The organism is Candidatus Chloroploca mongolica (assembly GCF_004762035.2).
GTDB classification, from domain to species: domain Bacteria; phylum Chloroflexota; class Chloroflexia; order Chloroflexales; family Chloroflexaceae; genus Chloroploca; species Chloroploca mongolica.
Genome location: NZ_SIJK02000005.1, coordinates 46,630 through 67,523 on the forward strand (window position 1 = coordinate 46,630; position 20,894 = coordinate 67,523).

Annotated in this window: 13 protein-coding genes; 1 reads left to right on the forward strand and 12 read right to left on the reverse strand. The window is 61.3% G+C overall.

All coding sequences use genetic code 11. The features are described from left to right. Window positions 1-65 precede the first annotated feature (65 nt). The 12 genes from EYB53_RS04205 to EYB53_RS04260 form a co-directional block, all read right to left on the reverse strand. On the reverse strand, window positions 66-6,239 hold the full coding sequence (locus EYB53_RS04205; protein WP_167857247.1) for an FG-GAP-like repeat-containing protein: 6,174 nt from the start codon (window positions 6,237-6,239) through the stop codon (window positions 66-68). Window positions 6,240-6,256: 17 nt separating this feature from the next. Beyond that, window positions 6,257-9,232, reverse strand: coding sequence for an interleukin-like EMT inducer domain-containing protein (locus tag EYB53_RS26365; RefSeq protein WP_135476979.1), 2,976 nt, complete (start codon window positions 9,230-9,232; stop codon window positions 6,257-6,259). A gap of 4 nt (window positions 9,233-9,236) precedes the next feature. Next, window positions 9,237-10,988, reverse strand: a complete 1,752-nt coding sequence (locus EYB53_RS04215; RefSeq protein ID WP_135476980.1) for a hypothetical protein — start codon at window positions 10,986-10,988, stop codon at window positions 9,237-9,239. A gap of 9 nt (window positions 10,989-10,997) precedes the next feature. Continuing rightward, window positions 10,998-12,305 carry an oligosaccharide flippase family protein gene (locus EYB53_RS04220; RefSeq protein WP_135476981.1) on the reverse strand — a complete coding sequence of 436 codons (1,308 nt, stop codon included), beginning with the start codon at window positions 12,303-12,305 and terminating at the stop codon, window positions 10,998-11,000. 138 nt (window positions 12,306-12,443) lie between these two features. Next, entirely contained in the window at window positions 12,444-12,845 is a 402-nt protein-coding gene (locus EYB53_RS04225; protein WP_135476982.1) for a response regulator, read from the reverse strand. 24 nt (window positions 12,846-12,869) lie between these two features. Next, on the reverse strand, window positions 12,870-13,208 hold the full coding sequence (locus EYB53_RS04230) for an STAS domain-containing protein (RefSeq protein WP_167857248.1): 339 nt from the start codon (window positions 13,206-13,208) through the stop codon (window positions 12,870-12,872). 12 nt (window positions 13,209-13,220) lie between these two features. Continuing rightward, window positions 13,221-13,652 carry an ATP-binding protein gene (locus EYB53_RS04235; RefSeq protein WP_167857249.1) on the reverse strand — a complete coding sequence of 144 codons (432 nt, stop codon included), beginning with the start codon at window positions 13,650-13,652 and terminating at the stop codon, window positions 13,221-13,223. Then, window positions 13,649-14,977, reverse strand: coding sequence for a PP2C family protein-serine/threonine phosphatase (locus EYB53_RS04240; protein ID WP_135476985.1), 1,329 nt, complete (start codon window positions 14,975-14,977; stop codon window positions 13,649-13,651). Before EYB53_RS04240 ends, EYB53_RS04235 begins: the two co-directional genes overlap by 4 nt. 84 nt (window positions 14,978-15,061) lie before the next feature. Then, window positions 15,062-15,391: an STAS domain-containing protein gene (locus EYB53_RS04245; protein WP_097654788.1), complete on the reverse strand. Its 330-nt coding sequence runs from the start codon at window positions 15,389-15,391 to the stop codon at window positions 15,062-15,064. Window positions 15,392-15,412: 21 nt separating this feature from the next. Beyond that, a complete protein-coding gene (locus EYB53_RS04250; protein ID WP_135476986.1) occupies window positions 15,413-16,648 on the reverse strand; it encodes a glycosyltransferase in 1,236 nt (411 codons plus the stop codon). Between the two features lie 49 nt (window positions 16,649-16,697). Continuing rightward, complete coding sequence (locus EYB53_RS04255; protein WP_135476987.1) at window positions 16,698-17,468, reverse strand: dolichyl-phosphate beta-glucosyltransferase; 771 nt, start codon at window positions 17,466-17,468, stop codon at window positions 16,698-16,700. Window positions 17,469-17,784: 316 nt separating this feature from the next. Beyond that, entirely contained in the window at window positions 17,785-18,942 is a 1,158-nt protein-coding gene (locus tag EYB53_RS04260; protein ID WP_135476988.1) for an SH3 domain-containing protein, read from the reverse strand. 160 nt (window positions 18,943-19,102) lie between these two features. On the opposite strand from EYB53_RS04260, the gene EYB53_RS26565 reads away from it, so the two are divergent. Next, the gene (locus EYB53_RS26565; protein WP_371879064.1) at window positions 19,103-20,596 is read left to right on the forward strand and encodes a B12-binding domain-containing radical SAM protein; all 1,494 of its coding nucleotides are present in this window, start codon (window positions 19,103-19,105) and stop codon (window positions 20,594-20,596) included. Window positions 20,597-20,894: the final 298 nt, after the last annotated feature.

Genomic DNA, 20,894 nt, shown 5'->3' on the forward strand with positions numbered 1-20,894 from the left:
TGCTTGCTCGCGGCTACGCCGCGAGCAAGCACACAACCACTTTTACGAACCCGTGTTGGCCCTGCTCAGGGTTGTCTGATCAGTGGCAAGTAGATCGATTCGGGGCCGCCCCACAAGCGTAACACCCCACCCATATCAGCGCTCACGACCTCCAAGGCAGGATCGGCATCAACGTTTGCGAGCGCCGGCGCACCCTTCACCGCAAACGTCATTGCTCGCGGCCAACCCGCCACGGCCTGACCATCTCGATGCCAGGCGTAGACGTGCGCGTCGTCACTTCCGACGAGTACCTCGGCAATGCCATCGCCGTCAATGTCGCCAACCGCAGGCGTACCGAAAATATCAGCGCCTGTCGCCTGCGGCCAACCTGCCAGCCGCGATCCATCGTGATGCCAGATCCAGAGCTTATCATCATCGCTGCCAACGACAAGTTCGAGATCACCATCACCATCCACATCGGCTGCAACTACCGAAGAGCGCACCGTCCAGCCCGTCGAGCGCCGCCAGAGTCGTGTCCCATCGGCACCGAGCAGATAGACGTAGCCGTCGCCAGAGCCGATCGCCACCTCGTACCCTGACCGCGTCGGATTGAAATCGGCCACCATCGGCGTCGCCAGGATCATATCATCGGTGGCAAACGTCCAGTTGAGGCTTCCATCAGCGTGAAAGGCGTACACTGTACCATTGGTCGAACCAACAACGATCTCGGGGCTACCGTCGCCATCAAGATCGTGGATGCGCGGCGAACTATTGAGGATCTGGCTTGCGTAGGCGTCGCGAACCTCGCCAATGCTCACGGGCCAGCCGGGTCGCGGGCTACCGTCGGCATTGAAGGCATAGAGCCGCCCATCCGAGAGTGGTACCACAACCTCGGGTTGTCCATCGCCATCGAGGTCGCCAACCGCTGGGGTTGCCAGGATCCGATAGGTTCGGTCAAGCTCGACCCCGACGCTGATCGGCCAGCCCGCGAGGGGCGTGCCGTCACGATGCCAGGCATAGAGGCGGCCATCCTCGGCACCAACAAGAACCTCGAGATTCCCATCGCCGTCCAGATCGGCCACCGCCGCTGCTGCACGCACACCGCCGCCGAGCGCCTGGGGCCAACCGGCGAGCGGTCGCAGCCTCGCATCGTATACCTCAATTCGGTTCGCCAGCAGGTTCCCAATGATGATCTCTGGCCTGCCATCACCAGTCAGGTCGGCGGTAATGGGCGCGGCAAAGTAACGCGAGTCAGGCTCAATCTCAGCGGCGTTGATTGCCGCCAGATTTGGGCGGGGGATCGCGCCAGGCCAGAGCCATGCCATATCGGCGCGGGCCAGCGCGAACCAGTCCAAGCCTGTTGTACCACCGCTCGCGATGTGTTGCACGAAGCCAGGATAGCCACGCCAGATGCCGGCAAACTCCTGCGGCCAGCGCCATTGCTCGGGGAAGCTACGCGCCAGCGGCAGATCGTAGCCGATCAGCGGTGCCGTGCGATCAAAGCGATTACTCACCGTCTGCGTATTGTCGAGCCGTCCCGGTTGCACCAGGTGAACCGTTTGGGAGGTTTCGAGGACGTGCAGGTATGGATCCCACGGCAACGGTCGCAAGCCATCGAGGGGATTCGCGGTAGGATCGCTCAGCACGACCGTCAGCGTTGCCGCGTGTCCCGCAACGACACCTTGCTGGTCGATCCGGGTATTGGTCTGTTCCATTGTCGGGGTTGGTTGCGGCAGGGCCACACGCGTGTTGGCAAAGATGATAACCATCGGGTCATCACGGTTGAAGCCCGCACGTTCGGCGCGCACTTCGGCACCTTCCGGGTCGTGTACGCGCAGGGTATACCAACCGCCGCCGGCCAGCGGCAACTGGTGGTGGAAGGCATGGTTGAGGAAGCCGGCCCCGCGTGCTAAGGCTTCGTAGTGCAATTCCACCACTGCCAGGTCGTTCGAGGGAAGCGTACCGCGCCGAATCGTTATGCGCACCAAAAAGTCATTGTAGTCCCAATCAGACCAATTAAACTTCTTGAGGTCCTCAAACGCGACGATGCTGCGTTCGGTCGTCCAGGCAAGCGGGCCGTAGACGGCTGCCGTTGCTCGATCGTCATCATCGTTGTCGGACGCAACGCGGGCACTGTTGTCAGCCGGGATAGGCTGGCCGCGAAGATCGCGCCCTGTGGCCTGGAAGCTGGCAGGGTAGCCCACGCCCGCTTCAGCGCTCTCGATAGCGGCGTCAAACGTGAGCGTGAGAATGGTGCCACCCTGAAGATCAGGCAGACTCCAGGCCAAGGGCGTACCGGAGGGATCAGCCAGCGGTGCGCCGTTGAGCCGTGCCGAGCCGGCGACAAAGCGTATGTTCGCCGGCAGACTTGGGGCCAGTGTCAACGCTTCGGCCCGCCCGCTGCCGACATTGGCAACGGTGACCAGATAACTCACCTGATCGTCGGTCTGGACTTCAGCCCGATCAGCGGCTGCGCTCACGACTAATGCCGGCACCCGCACAGTGCTCGCCACCGGGTTGCTCGTGCGCAGTCCACTGTGCGCGGTGGTGTAGCTCGCCTGGTTCGGCACGGCGTCGCCGTCACGGGCCAGGCTGGCTTCGGGCAAGCGCGCATTGATCGTCACTGTTCGCTGTTCGCCCGGTGGGATTGTGCCGAGAGCACCACTCACCACAGTACCGCTGATGGTGCCGGCACTGACGCCAGTGATCGTCAGGCCCAGATTGACCGGGTCTGTCACGACGGCTGTGTAGAGCGTCGCGTTGATCGGCGTGGCGGGAAGGGTGAGTGTATAAACCAGCGTACCACCGTAGGTCAATTCGCCATCGTCGAGCGTGACGGTTTTGCCGAGCGTTGAGCCTGGCGTCGCGAGCATCACGGTCGCTACGTTGCCTCGATAGACCCGTTCGTCCGGGATCGTATCCCCATCAATATCGCCGGGCACACCGGGTTGCGAGCTGTAGACCGGCAAGTTCGCCTGCGCAGTCAGCGTCAGATCGGCAGCAATGCCTGCGTCTGCCTGCGCCACAAGCAGGGTCGTCCAGGTGGCACCGTTCGGCAGCAGATCGAGCTCGTAGCTCAGCGCCGTTGCCCCAAGGGTATTGAGATCCGTGATCACTGGTGTCGCACCGCTCCAATTGGCCGGCAGGCTCACAACGCTCGACTGGGTGCTGACAAAGGTCAGGCCGGCGGGGAGAAGCTGTTCGAGCCTGAGATCGTAGCCGGGGCTGAAGCCCTGATTGCGTACCTGAAGTCGCAACGTTACATTCTCGTTGGCCCCGATCACCGTTCGGTCGGTTCCTGCGCTAAGCACCAGCGCGGGCTGCACCAGGGTTGCCGTTGCCTGCGCCCGCGGGCTCCGGCGGGTTGTTCTCGTCGTATCGAAGCCGTGGTAGCCGCCACCCGTGCCCTGATAGCCAGCCGCAGTGTCGTACCATCCGGCGTAGGCGCTGGTCGTGCCATTGCTGCGAATGGCGTTGTTGGTGTAGTACTGCGTGGTGGGGCTGCCGGGCCTATAGCCGTTGAACAGCGTCTGGAAGCTGATCGTGAAGGTTGCAGCACTGCTCCCCATCGTATTGTCGATCGTATTCAAGAACCAGCGTACCTCGCGCTGACCATCGGCGAGCGGATTTTGCGGGTGACGGCTCGGTTCATTGTCGAGGGTCGCGCCCTGGATCGCGGTGGTGCGCAGGTAGGTGAAGCCCTGGGGCAGGCTATTGGCCTGGATGCTCGGCCAGTAGGCTACGACGCCCGCCGGTACGTTGCCAGTGATCGTCCAGGTAGCCGTATCGCCCGGACGCAGCGGGTTGGGTGTGACGCCCATGCTCAGCGTAACGCCGCGCAGGTACACCGTCTCGTCGTCGGTATTGAGATCCTCGGGATTCGTCGTCGCCTCCCATTGGTGTCCAGCGCCATCGGCGCGACTGTTATAGCTAATACTGGCCTGGTTCGTCATCTGGGCCCCGGCAGCCAGGCCGCCGGGAACCGTCGCAGCATAACGGAACGTCTGCGTCGCGCCGGGTGCTAGACTCGCCACCGTCGCCCAGGTGAGCACGCCGCCCTGCCCGGCGGCAGGGTTGCCACTCGTCGTGACGTAACTGCTTGGGCTCGGACTGGCGCTTCCGCCACTGGCGGCAACCAGCAGATCCGCCGGCACCTGGTCGGTAACGACAAGGTTGTAGGCATTGACCGGGCCGTTGTTGATGACCGTGATTGTATAGTTCACCTCGCTGCCGCCGCTAAGACCGGTGGATGGGCTGGCGCTTTTGGTGAGCATCAGTTCGGGTGCGAGGTACGCGATGGCGGTGCTGTCACGCAAGCTGTAGGCCGGGGTGCGCGTGCCCTGGCCGGTGAGTTTGCCAAAGTTGGCGACCAACCAGTCGGGCTGAAGATCGGGCATCGCCCCGAGGCGCGCCTCGATGGTTGCCTCCCAGGTGGCCCCGTGCGCTGCATTGCAGAGCCGCCATTCCAGATACTCCAGGCCACCGAGTGTGCCGATCGTCGGTGTGGATGGGGCGCTCGTACAATCTGGGCTGCTGTTGAAGCTTCCCGCGACGCTGTGACTGGCACTTCCTGGTACATAGCGCATCCCACGCGGCAAGAAATCACGGATGATGATCGCACGCGCATCAACATTGGACGCACTGGCGTAGCTCAGGCGAAAGCGCAGCGTATCACCGGTAAAGCCGCTCGCCTCGCTGCTCCAGGCCTCCAGATCCACGCGCCAGACGCTCTTGTCAAGCGAGGGCATCTGGGTTGTCACGGTTGCCCTGGCCTCGTCGGGCGAGGCGGCTCCCACCCGCGTTGGCTCACTCATATCGATCCAACTCCCGGTGAGAATGACCGCGTTGGTCAGCCGATCAGCCGAGACCACGGGCTGACCGGTGTAGGGTGCTGCCTCGTAGATGGGATCAACCTCGGCTACAAAGCTGAGCACAACCGTGGCCCCAGGACTGGTCAAGGCCGGATCGATCGCCCAGATCAGGGTTGTCTGGCCGGGGCCGGGTCTGTTCGGTTGCACTGCAAACGGCGCTTGTGAGGCACTGCTTTCCACATAGCTCATGCCATCGGGGAGCACATCGGTGAGCAGCACATCGGTGGCCTGGTAATACTCGGCAATATAGATGGTCAGATCGAAGTTGACCCGGGTGCCGATGCCGACCGTCCTGGGTGTAACCGTTTTGTTGACAGTCAGATAGTCGGCGGTGATCGTTACGGGTGCATCATCCGTCGGCGTCGTCTGGGTTCCGTCAGCATTGGTGAGGTCGCCATACACGCCCTGGGCCTCGTAGGTGAGGGCCAGCACCGTATCTTCGGGAATCGGTGCGCCCTGCATTGGGCCAGCGAAGGGGCCAGTTGCGGCAGCGCCGTCGGCACCCGTTCGGTAGGCGTAGGGCACCGCCGCGTCAAAGCTGATGCTGATCGGTGCATCATACTGAGCCGTGGTCAGCGTGCCAATGGGCCAGCGCAAGATGAGTGAACCATCCTCCTGCAGCGTGAGCATGGGTGTGACTGTGGCACCAGTCGGATTCGGGTTGATGGTGGGGTTGCCAAGATACGCTACTCCCGCTGGCAAAATCGCGGTGACACTCACCGCCGTTGTCGTACCGACCTGATTGTTGCGCAGGGTCAGGTGGTAGCGATAGGGCCAGTCGGCCCCGGCGCGTGCCCCCGGTGCAGTGACCAGTTCACCGGCCCCGCTCACCTGATGCCCGCTGCTCGACTGAGCAACCCTCGCTTCGAGATCAAGCGCCTGAGGCTGCGCCGTCAGGGAGGAGGTGGCGTTGATCCAGGCACCACTGTTATCGGGCATACTATTGAGCCTGGCGGTAACCGTATTCGTAAACGCCATGCCAATGGTCAGGCTCGCGTCGAGCCTGGCACTCACGCTCAACGCGAGCGCCTCGCCCGCCTCGAGGTCGGCCAGGTTATCCCAGATCAGCAAGGTCGTGCCGTCGGCCTGCGTTGTCACCTGGGACGGGGCCGGGTCGGCGGCGATAAAGCTGAGGCCAAGTGGGAGCGTATCAGTGATAGAGAGGTTGTAGCCACGGTCGGTCACGGGCGTTGGCGCAGGGTTGCGCAGCGTAATGGTGTAGCTCACCTGACCGCCCAGCAGCGGCTCGTCACTGATCGTCTGGGTGATCGTCAAATCTGGGGCGGAACCAATGGCCTCGAGCGTGGCGGCACGAATGGAATTGGACGGTAGCAATGCCAGCAGTGCCAGCGCCACCAGGGCAAGACGGAAGATGCGAGTGGGAGACATTGCTTTGCTCCATTTCATCACCCCTCACCTACGGCAGGTTCGGGAACGACCAGCGCCAACGACGGGCGTCTCCGCCGCAGCCAGGCGAGCCGGGGCACCTCAGCTACGGCCATTGCCAGGAGGATGCCGCTGGCGAGGGACAATCCGACGAGCGAGATCGCTCCACCGAGACGCGCACTCATCGGCTCGTAGACAAAGGTGACTTCGTGCGGCCGTCCCTCCAGGGCTGGGGCCAGGATGACCGCACGGAGTAAGCCTTCGGCGCGCAAGGTAGGCGTCGGTAGGCCGTCGACATAGGCTTGCCAGCCTGGGAAGACGGTCTCGTTGATCATCAGCAGGCCCCGCGTGTCGTTTTGCACGAGCATGCTGATGCGGTCGGGTTGGTAGGTCAGCATGCGCGTCGTCACGCTGGCCTCGGGTTGGGGTTCCAGCGCCCCTACGCCCACATCGAGGGTGAGCGGCTCCTGGCTAAGTTGCTCAAGCGCTGTGCCGGCCATGCTGCCTTTGACACCCACTAACCCATACGCCGCACCGATCTGGCCCTCTAGATTTACCGTTGCGCCGAAGTCGGCGATCGCCGCTCGCCCTGCTGCATTCAGGCTAGTGATGCCCTCGTCGTAGGTGGCGAGGGCGATGATAGTGCCGACGGGTGCTGTGTTCAGGATGGCGGCCAGCAGGTCGCTCTCTTCACTTGATTGATACGTATCGAAACCGCCCGCGTCCAGTACCGTGCCGCTCACAGGGTCGATCAGGGCGTAGACAATGCCCCGCTGTTCCGGCGTGACCGTCACGCCGTCCACGATGACGGCACTGTACTTGATCGGCCCGCCCGCCAGGACGGTGATATCCACCGGGCTGCGTATGTCTGTTGTCCCGATCACGTAGAGTTGCTCGTCGAGCGCCTCGGGCCAGAATTGGCGCAAGGTTTCGTGGAGTGCTCCACCCTCAATCGTTACGGCGGGTTCTTGGCCGACGCCTATGCCCGGACGGTTGAGCAGACCGTTCAGCGTGATCAGCGTCTCAGCAGGGCGCAGGCTGGTGCTGAAACGGGCGTAGCTCGGCTGAGTGGCGCGTTGCCACAGCGTGCCCTGGCTATTTTCCAGTACGACTGTTGCTCCCTCCTCGGGCGGTTCTGTGGTGTCGGGTAGGGTCAGGATGTAACCGACATTCAGCAGATCGCGGCGCACGGCATCGCTCAGGTATGGCCACTCGGTCTGCAGCACAAATCGCTCTTGCATATCAAGGACGTTGTAGCCAGTGGCAAACGCGGTGCGGTAGACCTGGCTGTAGTTGTCGGGGAGCACTTCGGCAGTGTTGTCGATGCGCACTCCATCGGGGAGGCCTGCGACCGCTGCGATCAACTCTTCCTGGTCGGTAATCTCCCAGGGTTCATTGAGCATCGTCGCAGCGTACTCACGCACGGTGAAGCGCGCCGTGTCGGGGTCCGCCTTGATCGTGTCGTGATATGGCGCGAAGGTCGCCACGTCGAGAAACATCGCCGTGGCAAGGGCGACCGCTAGGCTTCGTCCGCCGAGGCGCCCGGCGCTGCATGCCCACAGCACGCCTATGGTGAGCGCCAGGAGCACCAGGAAGAGCACGTAAGCGTTGGCGGTCTGCGTCAGCAGCGTGTAGGTGTCTGCCGAGGGCTCGCGGTTAAAGAGACTCTCGGCAAAGTAAAACTCCTCGCCGACCGGGCGATAATTTCCGATCAACAGGGCGTAGCCGATCGCCGCAAGCACCAGCGCCCCTGCCAGCATGAAACCCATGCTGCGTACGAGAATCCGAAGGCGCGCTCGTTCCCCCTCACGTAGTTCTTGCAGTAGACTCTCGGCCCCAAAAGCGGCCAGCACACAGAGGCTCAGGTTGGCAATGTAGAAAGCGCGGGCGGCGACTCGCACCGAGGAGAGCCCCGGTACAAAGCGGTAGGCCAGCCCTTCGACCGTTGTGAACCCACCGAGCGCCACGACCAGTGCCGCGACCGCCGCGACCGTAAAGAAACGTCGCTCAGGACGACCATGATCAGGCACAAGCCAGGCTGTCACCGCTAGCGCGAGGGTGAGGATGCCAGCGTAGATCCGGTACTCGGTAGCGCTCCAGTTGAGGAATTCGGGGACGAGCAGGGTGATCAGGTTGCGCGGCATAAGCGAGTGCTGAACCGCAAAGCTAAAGGACGGCTCGCCGCGTCGTGAGCGACTCAGGACTTCGGCGGCAGGCAGTAGGGTGATGCCAGCGATTGCTGCGGCCAATACGCCGGTGAGGATAAAGAGCGCAGGCACACGCAGCCGCTGCCAGTTCCCGGTTGCTGGCCGTCGCAGATCGCCTACCCAGCGGAAGCCAGCGTACGCCACGATGGTGATGGCGCAGTAGAGCGTCGCTTGCGGGTGGCCGGCCATCACCAGTTGGCTCAGGGGCAAGCCCGCGAGAACCGCCCAGGCGATGGCTCTGGTGGGGCGCAATGCATGCCAACTGCGGTCAAGCAAGAAGAGTACAGCAGGCAGCCAGACCACGACCGCCAGCATGCTGTAGTGGCCCCGGTGCCCGATGAAGAAGCCATTAAACTCGAAGCCAATCGCGCCAATTAGGGCTGCCGCCGGGATCACCCCGAGGCCACGCAGGTAGGCGTAGAAGAACAACCCGCCCATGGCATAGTGTGCGATCACCAGCACTTCGAAGCCGAGAAAGCTCACCTCGCTCCCGCGGAAGGCCCAGTCGAGCACCAGGTTTGGCAGATAGTAGGCTGCCACCTGCACATCGCCGAGCAGCGGCATCCCACCGAGTTGGTACGGGTTCCAGAGCGGTACCATGCCCGCCTCGAATAAGCGATGGACGAAGACCCGCGTCGGATAGCCGCCCATCAGAATGTCGCCGCCAAAGAGTACACGGTCGGCGGGGTTGGGAGCCCAGACTTGCCAGAAGACCAGCAGGGGCAGGACGATGAGCAGTAGTGTGGCCAGCAGGTCTGGCAACAGCCGTCGGAGAAGTTTGAGCTTCACGTTGTTACTCCTCCTTGGCCACAAACGCTACATCGTCAAAGGCGACACTGCTATTGCTTGCCAATAAGCCCACGTACCCACTGGTGTAGGTGAGCTCGGCATTTCTCACTATAATTTCATTATCGAGAATAATAGTTAATTTGTCATCGTCAACGCTGATCGAGAGAATGTGCCACGCATCATCGCCCCCATCAGGTACCTCGGCGCTGCCCTCGAAGACGAAGTTCCCACCCTCGTCAAAGTGACCCCACTGCAGAACCTTGCCATCCTGGGTATAGTTGACGATCTGGCTGTTCGTCTTGCTGTCGCGGCGGGCCATGTTGAAGATCAACCCGCCACCCATCGACCCGTCGAGGTGCTTCAGCCGCACCGTGGCGGTATACCTGTCACCCTGGAACAGCGAGACACTGCTCAGATCTGCGCCACTTGTGCTCGTCTGCCGGTAGGTGCCCTCAAGGTTCTGCCATGTGCCATTCAGTACCTGCCAGCCTTTCGCGTCGCCGTCGTCGAAGTCGTCAATCAGGCTGGCCATGGATGGAGAAACCTGGCTAGTCGTTGCGCGTGAGGGCAGAGTGACCCCTTCGGGCAGCGCAAGTACTGCCACATCATCAAACGAGACCTGCGCCTGCGAGGTCGAGAGCCCGACATGCCCCGCTACACTGAGGTTGCTGATCTGGGCGATTTCACGCTCATCAAACCAGATCGTGCTAGTTGCCCCATGGGTGACGACGCGTAGCGTGTGCCATTGCCCATCGTCGATGCCCGGGTCAAGGGCGATGCCTCCGTCGTAGCGGTAGGTGCCGTCAGCGTCATAGTGCCCCCACCGCAGGAAAGCCCCGCTCTCGTCAAAATCAATGAGTTGCCCACCATTGCGGCTGGTCAGGTTCGGCACGTTATAAATAATGCCGCCACCCATCGTGCCACTATCCAGGCGTAGCTGGGTCTCGAAGCTGTAGTGGGCCTGTGGCGGCAGGTCGACCAGGCTAAGAAAGTCGTAGCCGTCAGCGTTACGTTGGGTGTAGACCCCGTTGGTCATCACCCAGTCGCCAGCGAGTGACCGCCACAGCGTCTCAGTCTGACCTTCGCTCTCGAAGGTGCTTGTAAGCAGGGGCGTGACTCGCCCGGGGGCGAGCACTGTCGTGATCGCCGGATTCACCGCCGGCATGACCGGTGCTACCTCAGGTGCCGTGGCGACAGGGGCTGCGGTTGGCACCGGCGCGGGCGGGTTGATCGGCGGGGCCGGGGCAGCCGTCGATGCAGCCGTCGGCGCAGCCAGCAGTGCGGGCGACGCACTGATGTATGTGTACGCGGCGGGGCTTTCGGCACGGTGCAGGGGTACGATCAATACCTCCTGCTCGGCAGGGGTTGGCCCATACTCGATCACCCAGGTCAGCGTCTCGTGCGACGGCATAGTGGCCAACCGCTTGGTGAAGGGTTCCAGTTGAACGATCGCCCAGGTGCGCACACGCGTTACCTCGGCCTCGTCGAGGCGCGTAAAGAGGATGAGCCGATCACCGGGCACATAAGCACCCGTTGCTGTCTGTACGCCTGTACCGCGGGCAACTGCCGCCGCGATGTCGTTGGCAAGGGTTTGCCCGGGGAGGATTTCGGCCGGCGCTGTCGAACGGAGGACACGTAGCGCGAGCAGTCCGCCGATCCCAAGAACCCCGCAGAGAACCACAGCCATGATCAGCCAGGAGAGACGGATCTTTTGCCGCGAACGAAATGTGCGTAGGGTCGTAAGCAGATGAGCCATCACGTACCTTCAATCTGCGGTTGGGCCGCTGGCAAGGGTTGGACGCACATGGTGTTGTCGTAGCAGCAGCCAGATATCCCAGGCGACAAGGGCGAAGAACAGGCCTCCCTTGACATAGATCTGCACCAGCACGACCTCGTTCAAATCCCGGTGGAAGAGCAAGAGCGCTAGCACCTGCGCCATCCCACCGGCCAGGCCGAGCATGCTGCCTCCTCCGTTATCGAGCGAGAGCCGATAGCTGATGACGACATTCGACAGGGCATAGAAAGTTGTCGCCAGCGCGTAGCCGCCGAGCAGCGGCGCAACGGCGAGATACTCTGCACCAAATAGCAGGCCCACGATCAACTCGGGAAAGAAGATCGTCGCCGCCACGATCGGCGCCGAGATCACCAGCACCATCCCCAACCCGGCGTAGAGCAGGTAGCGGTGCGCCTCGCCGCGGTGGTGGCGCTGCGCCACGATCGGGAAGAGCACCGTGACGACCGACCATGTCGCGAAGAAGACAATGCGCCCGATCAGCGCCACGGCCGCGTAGAGCCCCGCCTCGTTGGCATCGAAAAAGCGCTTGACGATCAGCACGTCGCTGTTGTTGATCAGAATCTGCCCGATCAGCGCCGCAACGACCGGCACTGCAAAGCGGATAATCGTTGTGCGCTCGCTGGCCGTCAGCGGTTCGCCACTCGGTGTTGACGGCACGCTCTTGCGTGCGATCAGCCAGGCGACGACCAGCGACAGCGTCAGGCCACCAGTCGCCCCCAGCACCGACCAACCGAGCGCGACCAGCGCGATGCCGATCACCAGGCGCGACCACATCTCGGCCTGGTAGCTCAGTGACAGCACGCCAAAGCGCGTCTCGCCTTGCAGCATGCCCCGCTCGACCCCGAGCATAAAATAGAACGGCACGCCCAAGGCGAACATGACGAACGGCCAGGCCGATTCCGTGTGGAAGAAAGCCTGCCAGAATGGTGCGCCAACGGCGAAGATCAACAAACCCACCATCCCACTCAGCCACGCCCCTCGCTCGAGCCAGCGCCGTAGCTCGGCACTTGCTGCTGGTCGCTCAGACGCGCTGTACATCGCCGCAAACTTTGCCGTCGTTGTCTGGAGCGCCACCGTCACAAAGGTGATCACCAGGAACAGCGTCACGATCAGATTGGCATCGGCGAACGCCGCCGGTCCCAGCCACCGCCCCAGGATCAGGTTGTAGATGTAGTTGCCGAGATTGACGACCGTGGCGCTCACCAGGAGCATAGCACCCCCAGTCAGACTCTGCGGCACGCGCTCACGGAGACGATGGAGAAGCGATGGGAGCGACATAAGACCTCCAGTTCTTTCCGCCCCCTCCCTACCTCCCCCGCTGGGGGGGCGTCCGGCTCCCTCCCCCAGCGGGGGAGGGCTGGGGAGGGGGTAAACAGGGAGTGCCGACTTCAGGCGGCTGAGGCCGCCTAAGGACGCCTAAAGTCGGCACTCCGTACTCGAAAGAGCACTGCGGTTCGCGTGGAGCAATCGATCGACTGCCGCGACCAGATCCCGTGAACTGGCGGGTTTGGTTAGGAACCCGTTGGCCCCGGCAGCCTGCGCGTCCTCGCGATCCTGCTCATTACCGCTTGCGGTGAGCATAAGCAACGGAATCTCGCACGTTCGCTCGCCGTTCCGGATGTGTTTGAGCAAGGTGATGCCGTCCATGCTGGGCATCTCCAGATCCGCGATGACCACATCGACAGCCTCGGTCTCTAGCAAGCCCAGGGCCTCGTCTCCACAGGCGAGGGTGATCACATGGTGGCCGTTGTGCGTGAGCGTGTGGCTGAGCAGATGGCGGATGACGGACGAGTCGTCGATGACAAGAATTGTTGCCATGGCTTCCTGGATCCCCTTCGAATGTTAGAAGTCGGCCAGCGCCGCCTCGGCCGTGTCGGACATCGAGAAGACCCGATCGAACTTCGTGAGCTTGATGATGCGACGGGCTGCCTCCTCGGTTGGCCAGACCAGGCGCACATCACCGCCACGTTCGCGTGCCCGCTTCATCAAGCTCACCAGCACGGCCATGCCCGCACTGTCGAGGAACGGGACGTTCGAGAGGTCGAGAACGAAGCGCTTGGCCCCGTTGGTGAGTTGCTGGTCAAGCGCGGTGCGCAAGCCAGGTGCACTAAAGGCGTCGATCCGTTCGGTGGGGGCCACGACGACGGTCCGGACAATGTGCTCGCTCAGGTTGAGGTTCATAGCCATTTGCTCCTACAGATACTTGGTGAGGCTCCACTCGTTGCAATCCTGCCGTCGTATGTAGGAGACGGCATCCATCAGGCTGCGCGCCAGGAACAGGCCGTAGCCGTGGATCTGGATCTCATCCAGATCTGGCTCGGCCACGGTGTCAGGGTCAAAGGCGATGCCGGTATCGCTCAACTCGATCAAGAGTCGGCGCGGCTCAGGTTCCTGAATCAGGCGGAGCACGATACTGACGCGCCCCCCAGGGCACTCGGCATAGGCGTGCCTAATGATGTTGGCGACGATCTCGTTGACCGCAAGCTCGACGTTGTATGACGTAATGCGGGCGTCTTCGACCTCCTCGATGCGTGCAATGAAGGCGTCAAGGCAAGCCCCCAGTACGTTGAGATATTTGTTCGTCGCTGGGAGATCGAGCTTCAGGTCGTCAGCTTGCAAGTTCACGATGCGCCACCCTTCCCGAGTCCTTTAATGATAATGAGTGTCTGGTCGTCTTCCTGGGGTTGTCCGTTGGTGAAACTATCGATGGTGTTGTACAGACCATAGGCGATCACCTGGGCTGGCTGGTCGGCAAATTCATCCACGAGCTCGAGCAGTTGCTCGTACCCGAACATAACTCCGTTCGCGTCGTGGGCCTCACTGAAGCCGTCAGTCGTTACGACGAGCAGCGCTCCCGCACCGAACTCGAAGGTGTGGTCTTCGCTCAACGTGATCGGCAGCACGCCAAGCGGAATCCCATCGCTTTCGACAAGCCGCGCTGGCCCCTCTGGAGGCCGGTAGATGACCGGTGCATGCCCGGCATTCGCGTAGCGCATCAACTCCTGCTCGGGTATGTACTGAGCGATGAAGGCGGTGATGAAGGAGTCGAGCTGGGTCAGGTCGTCGTACAGGTCGTTGTTGGTGCGGCTCAGTACCTTGGCCGGGGTCGGGTTTGGCATAAAGCGCGCTGCGCTGCGTGTTGCGGTGTGGACGAGGCCCATGATCATTGCCGCCGAGATGCCCTTACCGGCCACGTCGCCTAGCAGCAGCAGGAGTGGCCGATCTGGTTCGCTTACGAAGTCGTAGAAGTCGCCGCCTACCTGCAGCGCCGGTCGTGAATCAGCGTAGATATCGAGCGTTGGCACGTTGGGCCGAGCCTGGGGCAACAGATGGAGTTGCACTCGCCGTGCGACGTCCATCTCGGCCTGGAGTCTTGTCTGGGCCAGCGTCTCTTGGTAGAGCAGGGCGTGCTCGATGTGGGCACCCGCCTGCTCGGCAATGGCCCGTCCGAGCTTCAGATCTGGTGCGGTGAAGTTTCCCTCACGATTGATGAGCACAAGCGTTGCGTTCAGCCTCCCTTGAAGGTTGATTGGCAGAAAGCAGATATTCGTGATGCCAGTGGGTAGCGTAGCCTGGAGAGGGTTGAGGATCAGGTCGGTGCCGCGTTGTTCCACGATCTCCAGGTGGTTGAACAGGCTGAGGTCGTCAATGAGCGCCGTAGGGTGATGCACAATCGTCGGGCCTACGCACAGAATTGCACCCTCGACACACACCAACCGTGTCGCCTCATTGGCCAGGTGGCGCAATGTTTCGCCGAGGCCCAGGTGACTGCGCGTCGCCTGCGAAAGGTCGTACATTGCCAGCAGAAGATCCTGGGTTTCAACCAGTTGACCCGCCAGTTCCTCGATCTCACGCTTTTGCTGGCGCAGTTGGTCACGCAAGCTCGCCTCTCGGTTGGCCTGAGCATTGGGGCCTGCTGTCGCTTCGTCGCGAGCTTGCGCTGTGTCCATGTGTATGTATGACCTGAATGCTTTCAAGAAGAAGGTGCCGTCGGGACGGTCTCAGGGTAGATGTTCGGCCTTGCATGCACCCCTTCAATGGGTAAAGGATGCGATCGCCTCGGTCTCGCTGGGAAAGATTTCAAACGCCCGGTTCATGCGGGTCAGTTCAAAAATGACCTGGACGGGTTGCTGCAGTGCGCAAAGCTTCAGGTCTCCTTTCTGCTGGCGGCAGCGTTTCATGCCCCCGGTCAGCGCCGCGAGCGCACTCGAGTCGATGAAATTCACCCCCGCGAGATTGACTACAACTTGAGCTGTCCGTAGCTTCCCATACCATTCCAGAAGGGCAGGCGCCATGTGTGCGTCGAAGCGTCCGGTAAGCTCTAGTACAGTCACGTTGCCGACGGTGCGCGTGGTGAGAGCCATAACGTATCTCTTTCTTCGGAATTAGCGGTGACCAAACGTAGGGAGCCTACCAGAGGTTTGACCACGTGCGGCGCGGATCGCAAGAATGTTTGCGGCGTGGATGAGGTACCACTCAACCACCTCGGCCATCGGCAGGCCGCAGGCGGCGAGATAGTTCTGTGTCCCCATGGCACGCCGACGCTCTGGGTCGTCGAGCAGCCTGGTCATGGCGTCGGCCAGGCTCTGCGGGTCGTCTGGTGTAAAGAACTCGCCGGTGTAGCCCTCTTCAGCGATCAGTTCGGCCAGATCTCCTAGCTGTGGCAGTACGACCGCACGCCCGTAATTGCCAGCCTGGTGCAGCACCCCCGAACTCCCTGTGGTGCTGGTGTATGGGAAGACCACCACGCTTGCGTCTTGGAAGATCCGCGGCACGTCTTCCTCGGCGACATACCCGGTAAAGCGCAGCCCTTGCAGGTCGGCATTCGCCTGACGTACACCCTCGAGATAGCCGGGGGCGTTTGGGCTGTCGGTGCCAGCGATAACGAGCTCAAGATCCTGCCGAACCTTTTGCAGCAAGCGGAACGCTGCGACCAGCGGCTCGATCTTTTTGTAGGTGCCGAATTTGCCAAAGGTCATGATTTGCAACGGACCCGGAGGCGCGTCGAATGTCGGCGGCGGTGCTTCGTCAAATGCACCATGGGGCGCAAGCAGCACATTGCTTACCCCGTACTTCTTTTCGAGGATTTCGACATAACGCGGGATCGTCACGGCGAGCAGGTCGGCACGCAACAGGATCCGTGTGCTCACCGTGCCGAAGGCTCTGATTACACCCTCGACCAGTGGGTTGCCCCCAAACCCTGCGCTCTTCAGATCCACCGTCTCCATAATATTGTGCAACAGGACAATGGTGGCAAGGCCAGCGGCGCGCACCATCATCGGCGCGAGCAAGCCTAGGGCGGCGGACGGTTTGGATCGGCCGAACGAGGCGAACTGGATGTTGAAGAGTACAATATCTGGCGCAAGCGAGCGGGCTGTGCGTGCGATACGCAGGGCGTTGTCAAGCGCCCCAAACCGCCAACAGGGCACGATGCGCAGCGTAGCCGTGCCGGGCTGCCAGTCGGTGTCGGCGGGGTACGCCTGGTCGCCGGGCAGTTCGTCGGTCAGCACGAAGATCTCTTTGACCTCGGGCTTCTGGCGCAAGAAGCGGATGAAGTGGAAGGCATACTCGTTGAGCGAGCCGGCACTGGGCGGGTAGGGTGTGACGATGGCGATGCGCATGGCGTTCCTGTGTTGCTACGGCTGACACGGTGAGCACCCGTCGTGTGGCTTAGGCTTGCGCGTAGACGCCGCGCAGATCGTTCCACTTGATGCGTACAAGGTCGCGCAGGAAGCGCTGAACCTCGCGGGAGGTGTCCACCTTGGAGCCGGGGGCGTCGATCCATGTGACTGGTACCTCGGCAATTTTGTAGCCGATGCGGTCAGCCAGGTAAAGAATTTCTAGGTCGAATGAGAAGCCGTCGATCGTCTGCGCTGCGTAGAGTCGATGTGCCGCCTCACGCGTGAAGAGCTTGAAGCCACACTGGGTGTCGCGCACCCCGATGCGGAAGAAGTGACGAACAATCCAGCGTAGCCCTCCGCTGAGGGTACGCCGCAGCAGATTCTTGTGGGCCTCTTCGGTACCGCCGACCGCTCGCGACCCAACCGCGACGTCGTAGCCCTCCTGGTCGAGTTTCCTCAGCAGCTTGGGGAGTTCCTCGATTGGCGTTGAGTTATCGGCGTCGTCAAAGAGGATGTACCGTCCCCGTGCCTCCAGAACCCCCCGGCGCACTGCGCTGCCTTTCCCGCCGTTACGCTCGGCACGGAGCAGGCGCAGGTTGGCCATCTCTAGGCTCTCGACCAGGGCAGCGGTCTGATCCCGTGAGCCATCATCGGCAATGATTAACTCCCAGGGCAACCCCAGACCAGTCACGTACGAAGCGATTGCCCCAATCGTCGGAATGATCCGCTCCTCTTCGTTGTAGGCCGGAATCACGATGGAGAGGTAGGGTTCCTCGCTGATTGGCGTGGTTTTCCAGGTGGCATAGTCGGCATAGGTCATAGTGTCGTGCTCCAGTGTTTTCAGATAACAAAGATCACACTGCGTCAATCACTTCCTTTTCATTGCAGTATAGCAAAAACCCGTGTTTTGTATAGAAGCCATAGGGCATATTGTTCGATACTTCTAGGTACTATGTGTATCTGAGAATAATAGTACTATGGCAAAGCATATGCTGGTAGCTCGTATCTTATCTTTATTTTAAAAGTGTCGTGTGATAGTTCGTGAAATATAGCAGTCCTAAATCATGTGTGAAGGCGTTGCATCATTGTTCGCGGCGTAGCCGCGAACAATGATGCAACGCCTTCAGTTGTGATCCTCAACGAATTTCGAGGAATTGCCCAGCGCACCAGCCTTCGTTGCCCACCACGCGCACTTGCCACCAGGTGTAGCCATCAAGCTCGACCGGGCCGGCAATAATCTCGGCTGCCGTCCCTGGCATAAGGATCGTCTGAACCTCATTATCGCCACTGGTGCCGGGCCTCAACCGCAGGTTGAGCGCTCCGGCATCAGCACGCACATAGACGGTGCGCCCAAGCGCCAGTCCATCAACCGAGGTTGCGGGTGGTTCCATAGGCGGGTCATTCGCTGGCTCCGCCTCGGTTGCATTGGTTGCCGCCGACTCAAGTGTGGCAGTCGCTACCAGGACATTCGCTGTCGTCGGTAACACAGGTTGGCTGGAGCGAATTTGCTGGAGACTGATCGAGATTACAAAACCAACCAGCAAAATACTGAGAATAATGATGATTGGCAACATCCAACCCTGCCAGCGCGCCCAGAAATCGGCCAATTGCTCGGCCCGCTCAAGGTTCGCATAGCTCGGCCCGCGCTGCGCACGTAGCTCGCGGGCGATGGGCAGTTCGCTCGTTGCACTACTCGGTTGGCCGGGACGAAGCGAGCGCCGTGGCGGTTCCCCGGCAGTTTGTTGGGGCGAACGTCCGGATGCGTCTGATGAAGGTGGCCTGGGTTGGGGTGGGCGTGCTGCTTTTGCCCCAGGTGCGGCGTGCAGCGGGATGGTTGCGCGCGTCTCTTCGCCTGCGAGCGCTTCAAGTGCGAGCGCTTGCGTGGCGCTCACCTCATCACCAGGCGCCACAACGACAATGCCATAGCGTTGCAACAACCGGGCCACTAGGCGATGATAGGTCGCAATCGTTTCCCCCGTCAGCGCAAGTGCCTCACCCTGCGCAACGCGGGCGCGCAGGCGGTGCATGCGTCTGATGCCCTCGGCTTCAGCCGGGCTCAACGCTGCCTGTGGCAGCGCCTTCATCGCCTCAAGCAATTGCCCAAAGGGGGCACGCGCCTCGGGTAACGGCAACCGTAGCGCATACGCCCGCAGCGCATCTTCAAGGCTCCCATGCAAACTGAGCAAGGCCAATTCGGGTGGGCTGTGGCGTACACGCGCCATCGCCAGGGTGTATTTATCACGGGCCGACGCTAGCAATTCCAACGGCCCGGAAGGTTTCTCGTCTACAGACATATTTATGCTTGCCTTTAGGTGCGGAACCCCACACCTTTACACGCAAAGCCTCGCAACATTGTTGTTAAATCGCCAGTCTTGGCCCTGAACCTCTGTACATATAAGTACAGCCGCGTTATAATGGCGCAAGATTGTGTCAAGTCATTGTGAGGAGGCCCCTGTGAGCCAAGGAGCTAATCAGGGCGCAATTGCCCTTGTTCCGTCTGACCGTCCAATACTCCGCCCGTCCGAAGCTTTGCGCCCACTGCGGATTTTGCTCATCACCCCCAAAGGCCACAAAGAAGAAGCAAGCAGCCAGAAGGCGCTCTTTTCAATGGCGATCGGGGTGCTGGTAAGTATCACGCCGCCTCAACATACGCTCGAACTCGTTGATGAGTTATTTGGCGATCCCATTGATTTCAACCAACCGTATGATCTGGTTGGCATTACCACCCGTACGATGAATGTGAATCGGGCCTATGCCATCGCGGATCAGTTCCGTCAGCGTGGCATTCCCGTCGTGCTCGGTGGGGTGCATGTCTCGTTCAATTATGCCGAGGCAAAGCCCCATGCCGATGCCATTGTCTGTGGTGAAGCCGAGCACCTGTGGTCGCAAGTCTTGCAGGATGTCGCCGACGGTTGTTTGCGGCCCCGGTATGATGCGAGCGACTTTCCGCCGGTGAATGAAGTTCCTCCTCTTCATTATGCACGAATTTTTGCTGCAAGCAAACGGGAACAGGTTGACGCCCGCAAATCAATCCCGATTTATATGACCCGCGGGTGCCCCTATACCTGCGCGTTCTGTGTGACGCCCAATTTTACCGGGCGCCTCTACCGGATCCAATCGCCCGAGACGATCCGAGCCCAGATCGAAGAGGCCAAACGGGTCTTCTTCAAGCCAAGCAGGTATGGCAAGACGCCCTGGTTTATGTTTACCGACGAAAACCTGGGGGTCAATAAACAGCGCACCTGGGAGATCCTCGAGATCCTGGCTGAGTGCGATATCAAGTTTAGTAGTTTTATCAGCATTAACTTTCTCGAAGATCCCAAAACCGTCGATTTGCTCGTGCGGGCCGGTTGTCTGATGGCCCTGGTGGGTTTCGAGTCGGTGAATCAGGCGACGCTCAAGGCCTACAACAAGGGCCGCACCAATTCGGCCCAACGGTATGCCGAGATTATTACCACGTGTCGCAAAGCTGGCCTGAATATTCAGGGCAACTTTATGACCAATCCGGCCATTGATACCTACGAAGATATGCAGGCGACCGAGGATTTTGTGCGGGCCAATCGGCTCATGATGCCGATCTACTCGATCATCACGCCCTACCCTGGAACCCAGCTCTACCGTGAGTATAAAGAGAAGGGGCTGATTGTTGATGAGGATTGGGACAAGTATACGGCGCACAATCTGGTGGTGCGGTGTGATAACTATGATCCGCTGGAATACCAGTTGCGTTATCTCAATCACTTCCTCGGCATGTATGCCTGGCCTGCCATCGTCACGCGGGTGGCCTTCAACCGCAACAAACTCGTCAACCTCGTCACCAGCATTCTCTTCCGGCGCAACCTGCAAGATCAGATCGTCAGCGTCAAGAGCGGCCTGCGTCGCCCGTTGCAACAAACACGCTATATCGCCGAGCCGGTCGCGAGCGAGCGCGAAGTGACCGCCGATTGAGGTTCATCACCGTCGCTGTGATGCGTAGTTGGTAATGTACGGTTCCCGTGCAGTCCGCCATGCCCGCGCACGCGGGCACCCAGGGGCAAGCCACGGGTGCCCGCCATGCCCGCGCACGTAGGCACCCAGAGGCAAGACACGGGTGCCCGCCATGCCCGCGCACGCGGGCACCCAGAGGCGAGCCACGGGTGCCCGTCATGCCCGCGCACGCGGGCACCCAGAGGCGAGTCACGGGTGCCCGCCATGCCCGCGCACGCGGGCACCCAGGGGCGGCCGGTGGGCACCGCAGCGATACCGT

What these genes read in the sequence shown, in the direction of transcription:
- EYB53_RS04245 (WP_097654788.1), bottom strand. Translation starts at nt 15,391, where the DNA reads ATGGCTCTCACCACGCGCACCGTCGGCAACGTGACTGTACTAGAGCTT.
- EYB53_RS04220 (WP_135476981.1), bottom strand. Translation starts at nt 12,305, where the DNA reads ATGTCGCTCCCATCGCTTCTCCATCGTCTCCGTGAGCGCGTGCCGCAG.
- EYB53_RS04225 (WP_135476982.1), bottom strand. Translation starts at nt 12,845, where the DNA reads ATGGCAACAATTCTTGTCATCGACGACTCGTCCGTCATCCGCCATCTG.
- EYB53_RS04215 (WP_135476980.1), bottom strand. Translation starts at nt 10,988, where the DNA reads ATGGCTCATCTGCTTACGACCCTACGCACATTTCGTTCGCGGCAAAAG.
- EYB53_RS04260 (WP_135476988.1), bottom strand. Translation starts at nt 18,942, where the DNA reads ATGTCTGTAGACGAGAAACCTTCCGGGCCGTTGGAATTGCTAGCGTCG.
- EYB53_RS04230 (WP_167857248.1), bottom strand. Translation starts at nt 13,208, where the DNA reads ATGAACCTCAACCTGAGCGAGCACATTGTCCGGACCGTCGTCGTGGCC.
- EYB53_RS04250 (WP_135476986.1), bottom strand. Translation starts at nt 16,648, where the DNA reads ATGCGCATCGCCATCGTCACACCCTACCCGCCCAGTGCCGGCTCGCTC.
- EYB53_RS04240 (WP_135476985.1), bottom strand. Translation starts at nt 14,977, where the DNA reads ATGGACACAGCGCAAGCTCGCGACGAAGCGACAGCAGGCCCCAATGCT.
- EYB53_RS04205 (WP_167857247.1), bottom strand. Translation starts at nt 6,239, where the DNA reads ATGTCTCCCACTCGCATCTTCCGTCTTGCCCTGGTGGCGCTGGCACTG.
- EYB53_RS04255 (WP_135476987.1), bottom strand. Translation starts at nt 17,468, where the DNA reads ATGACCTATGCCGACTATGCCACCTGGAAAACCACGCCAATCAGCGAG.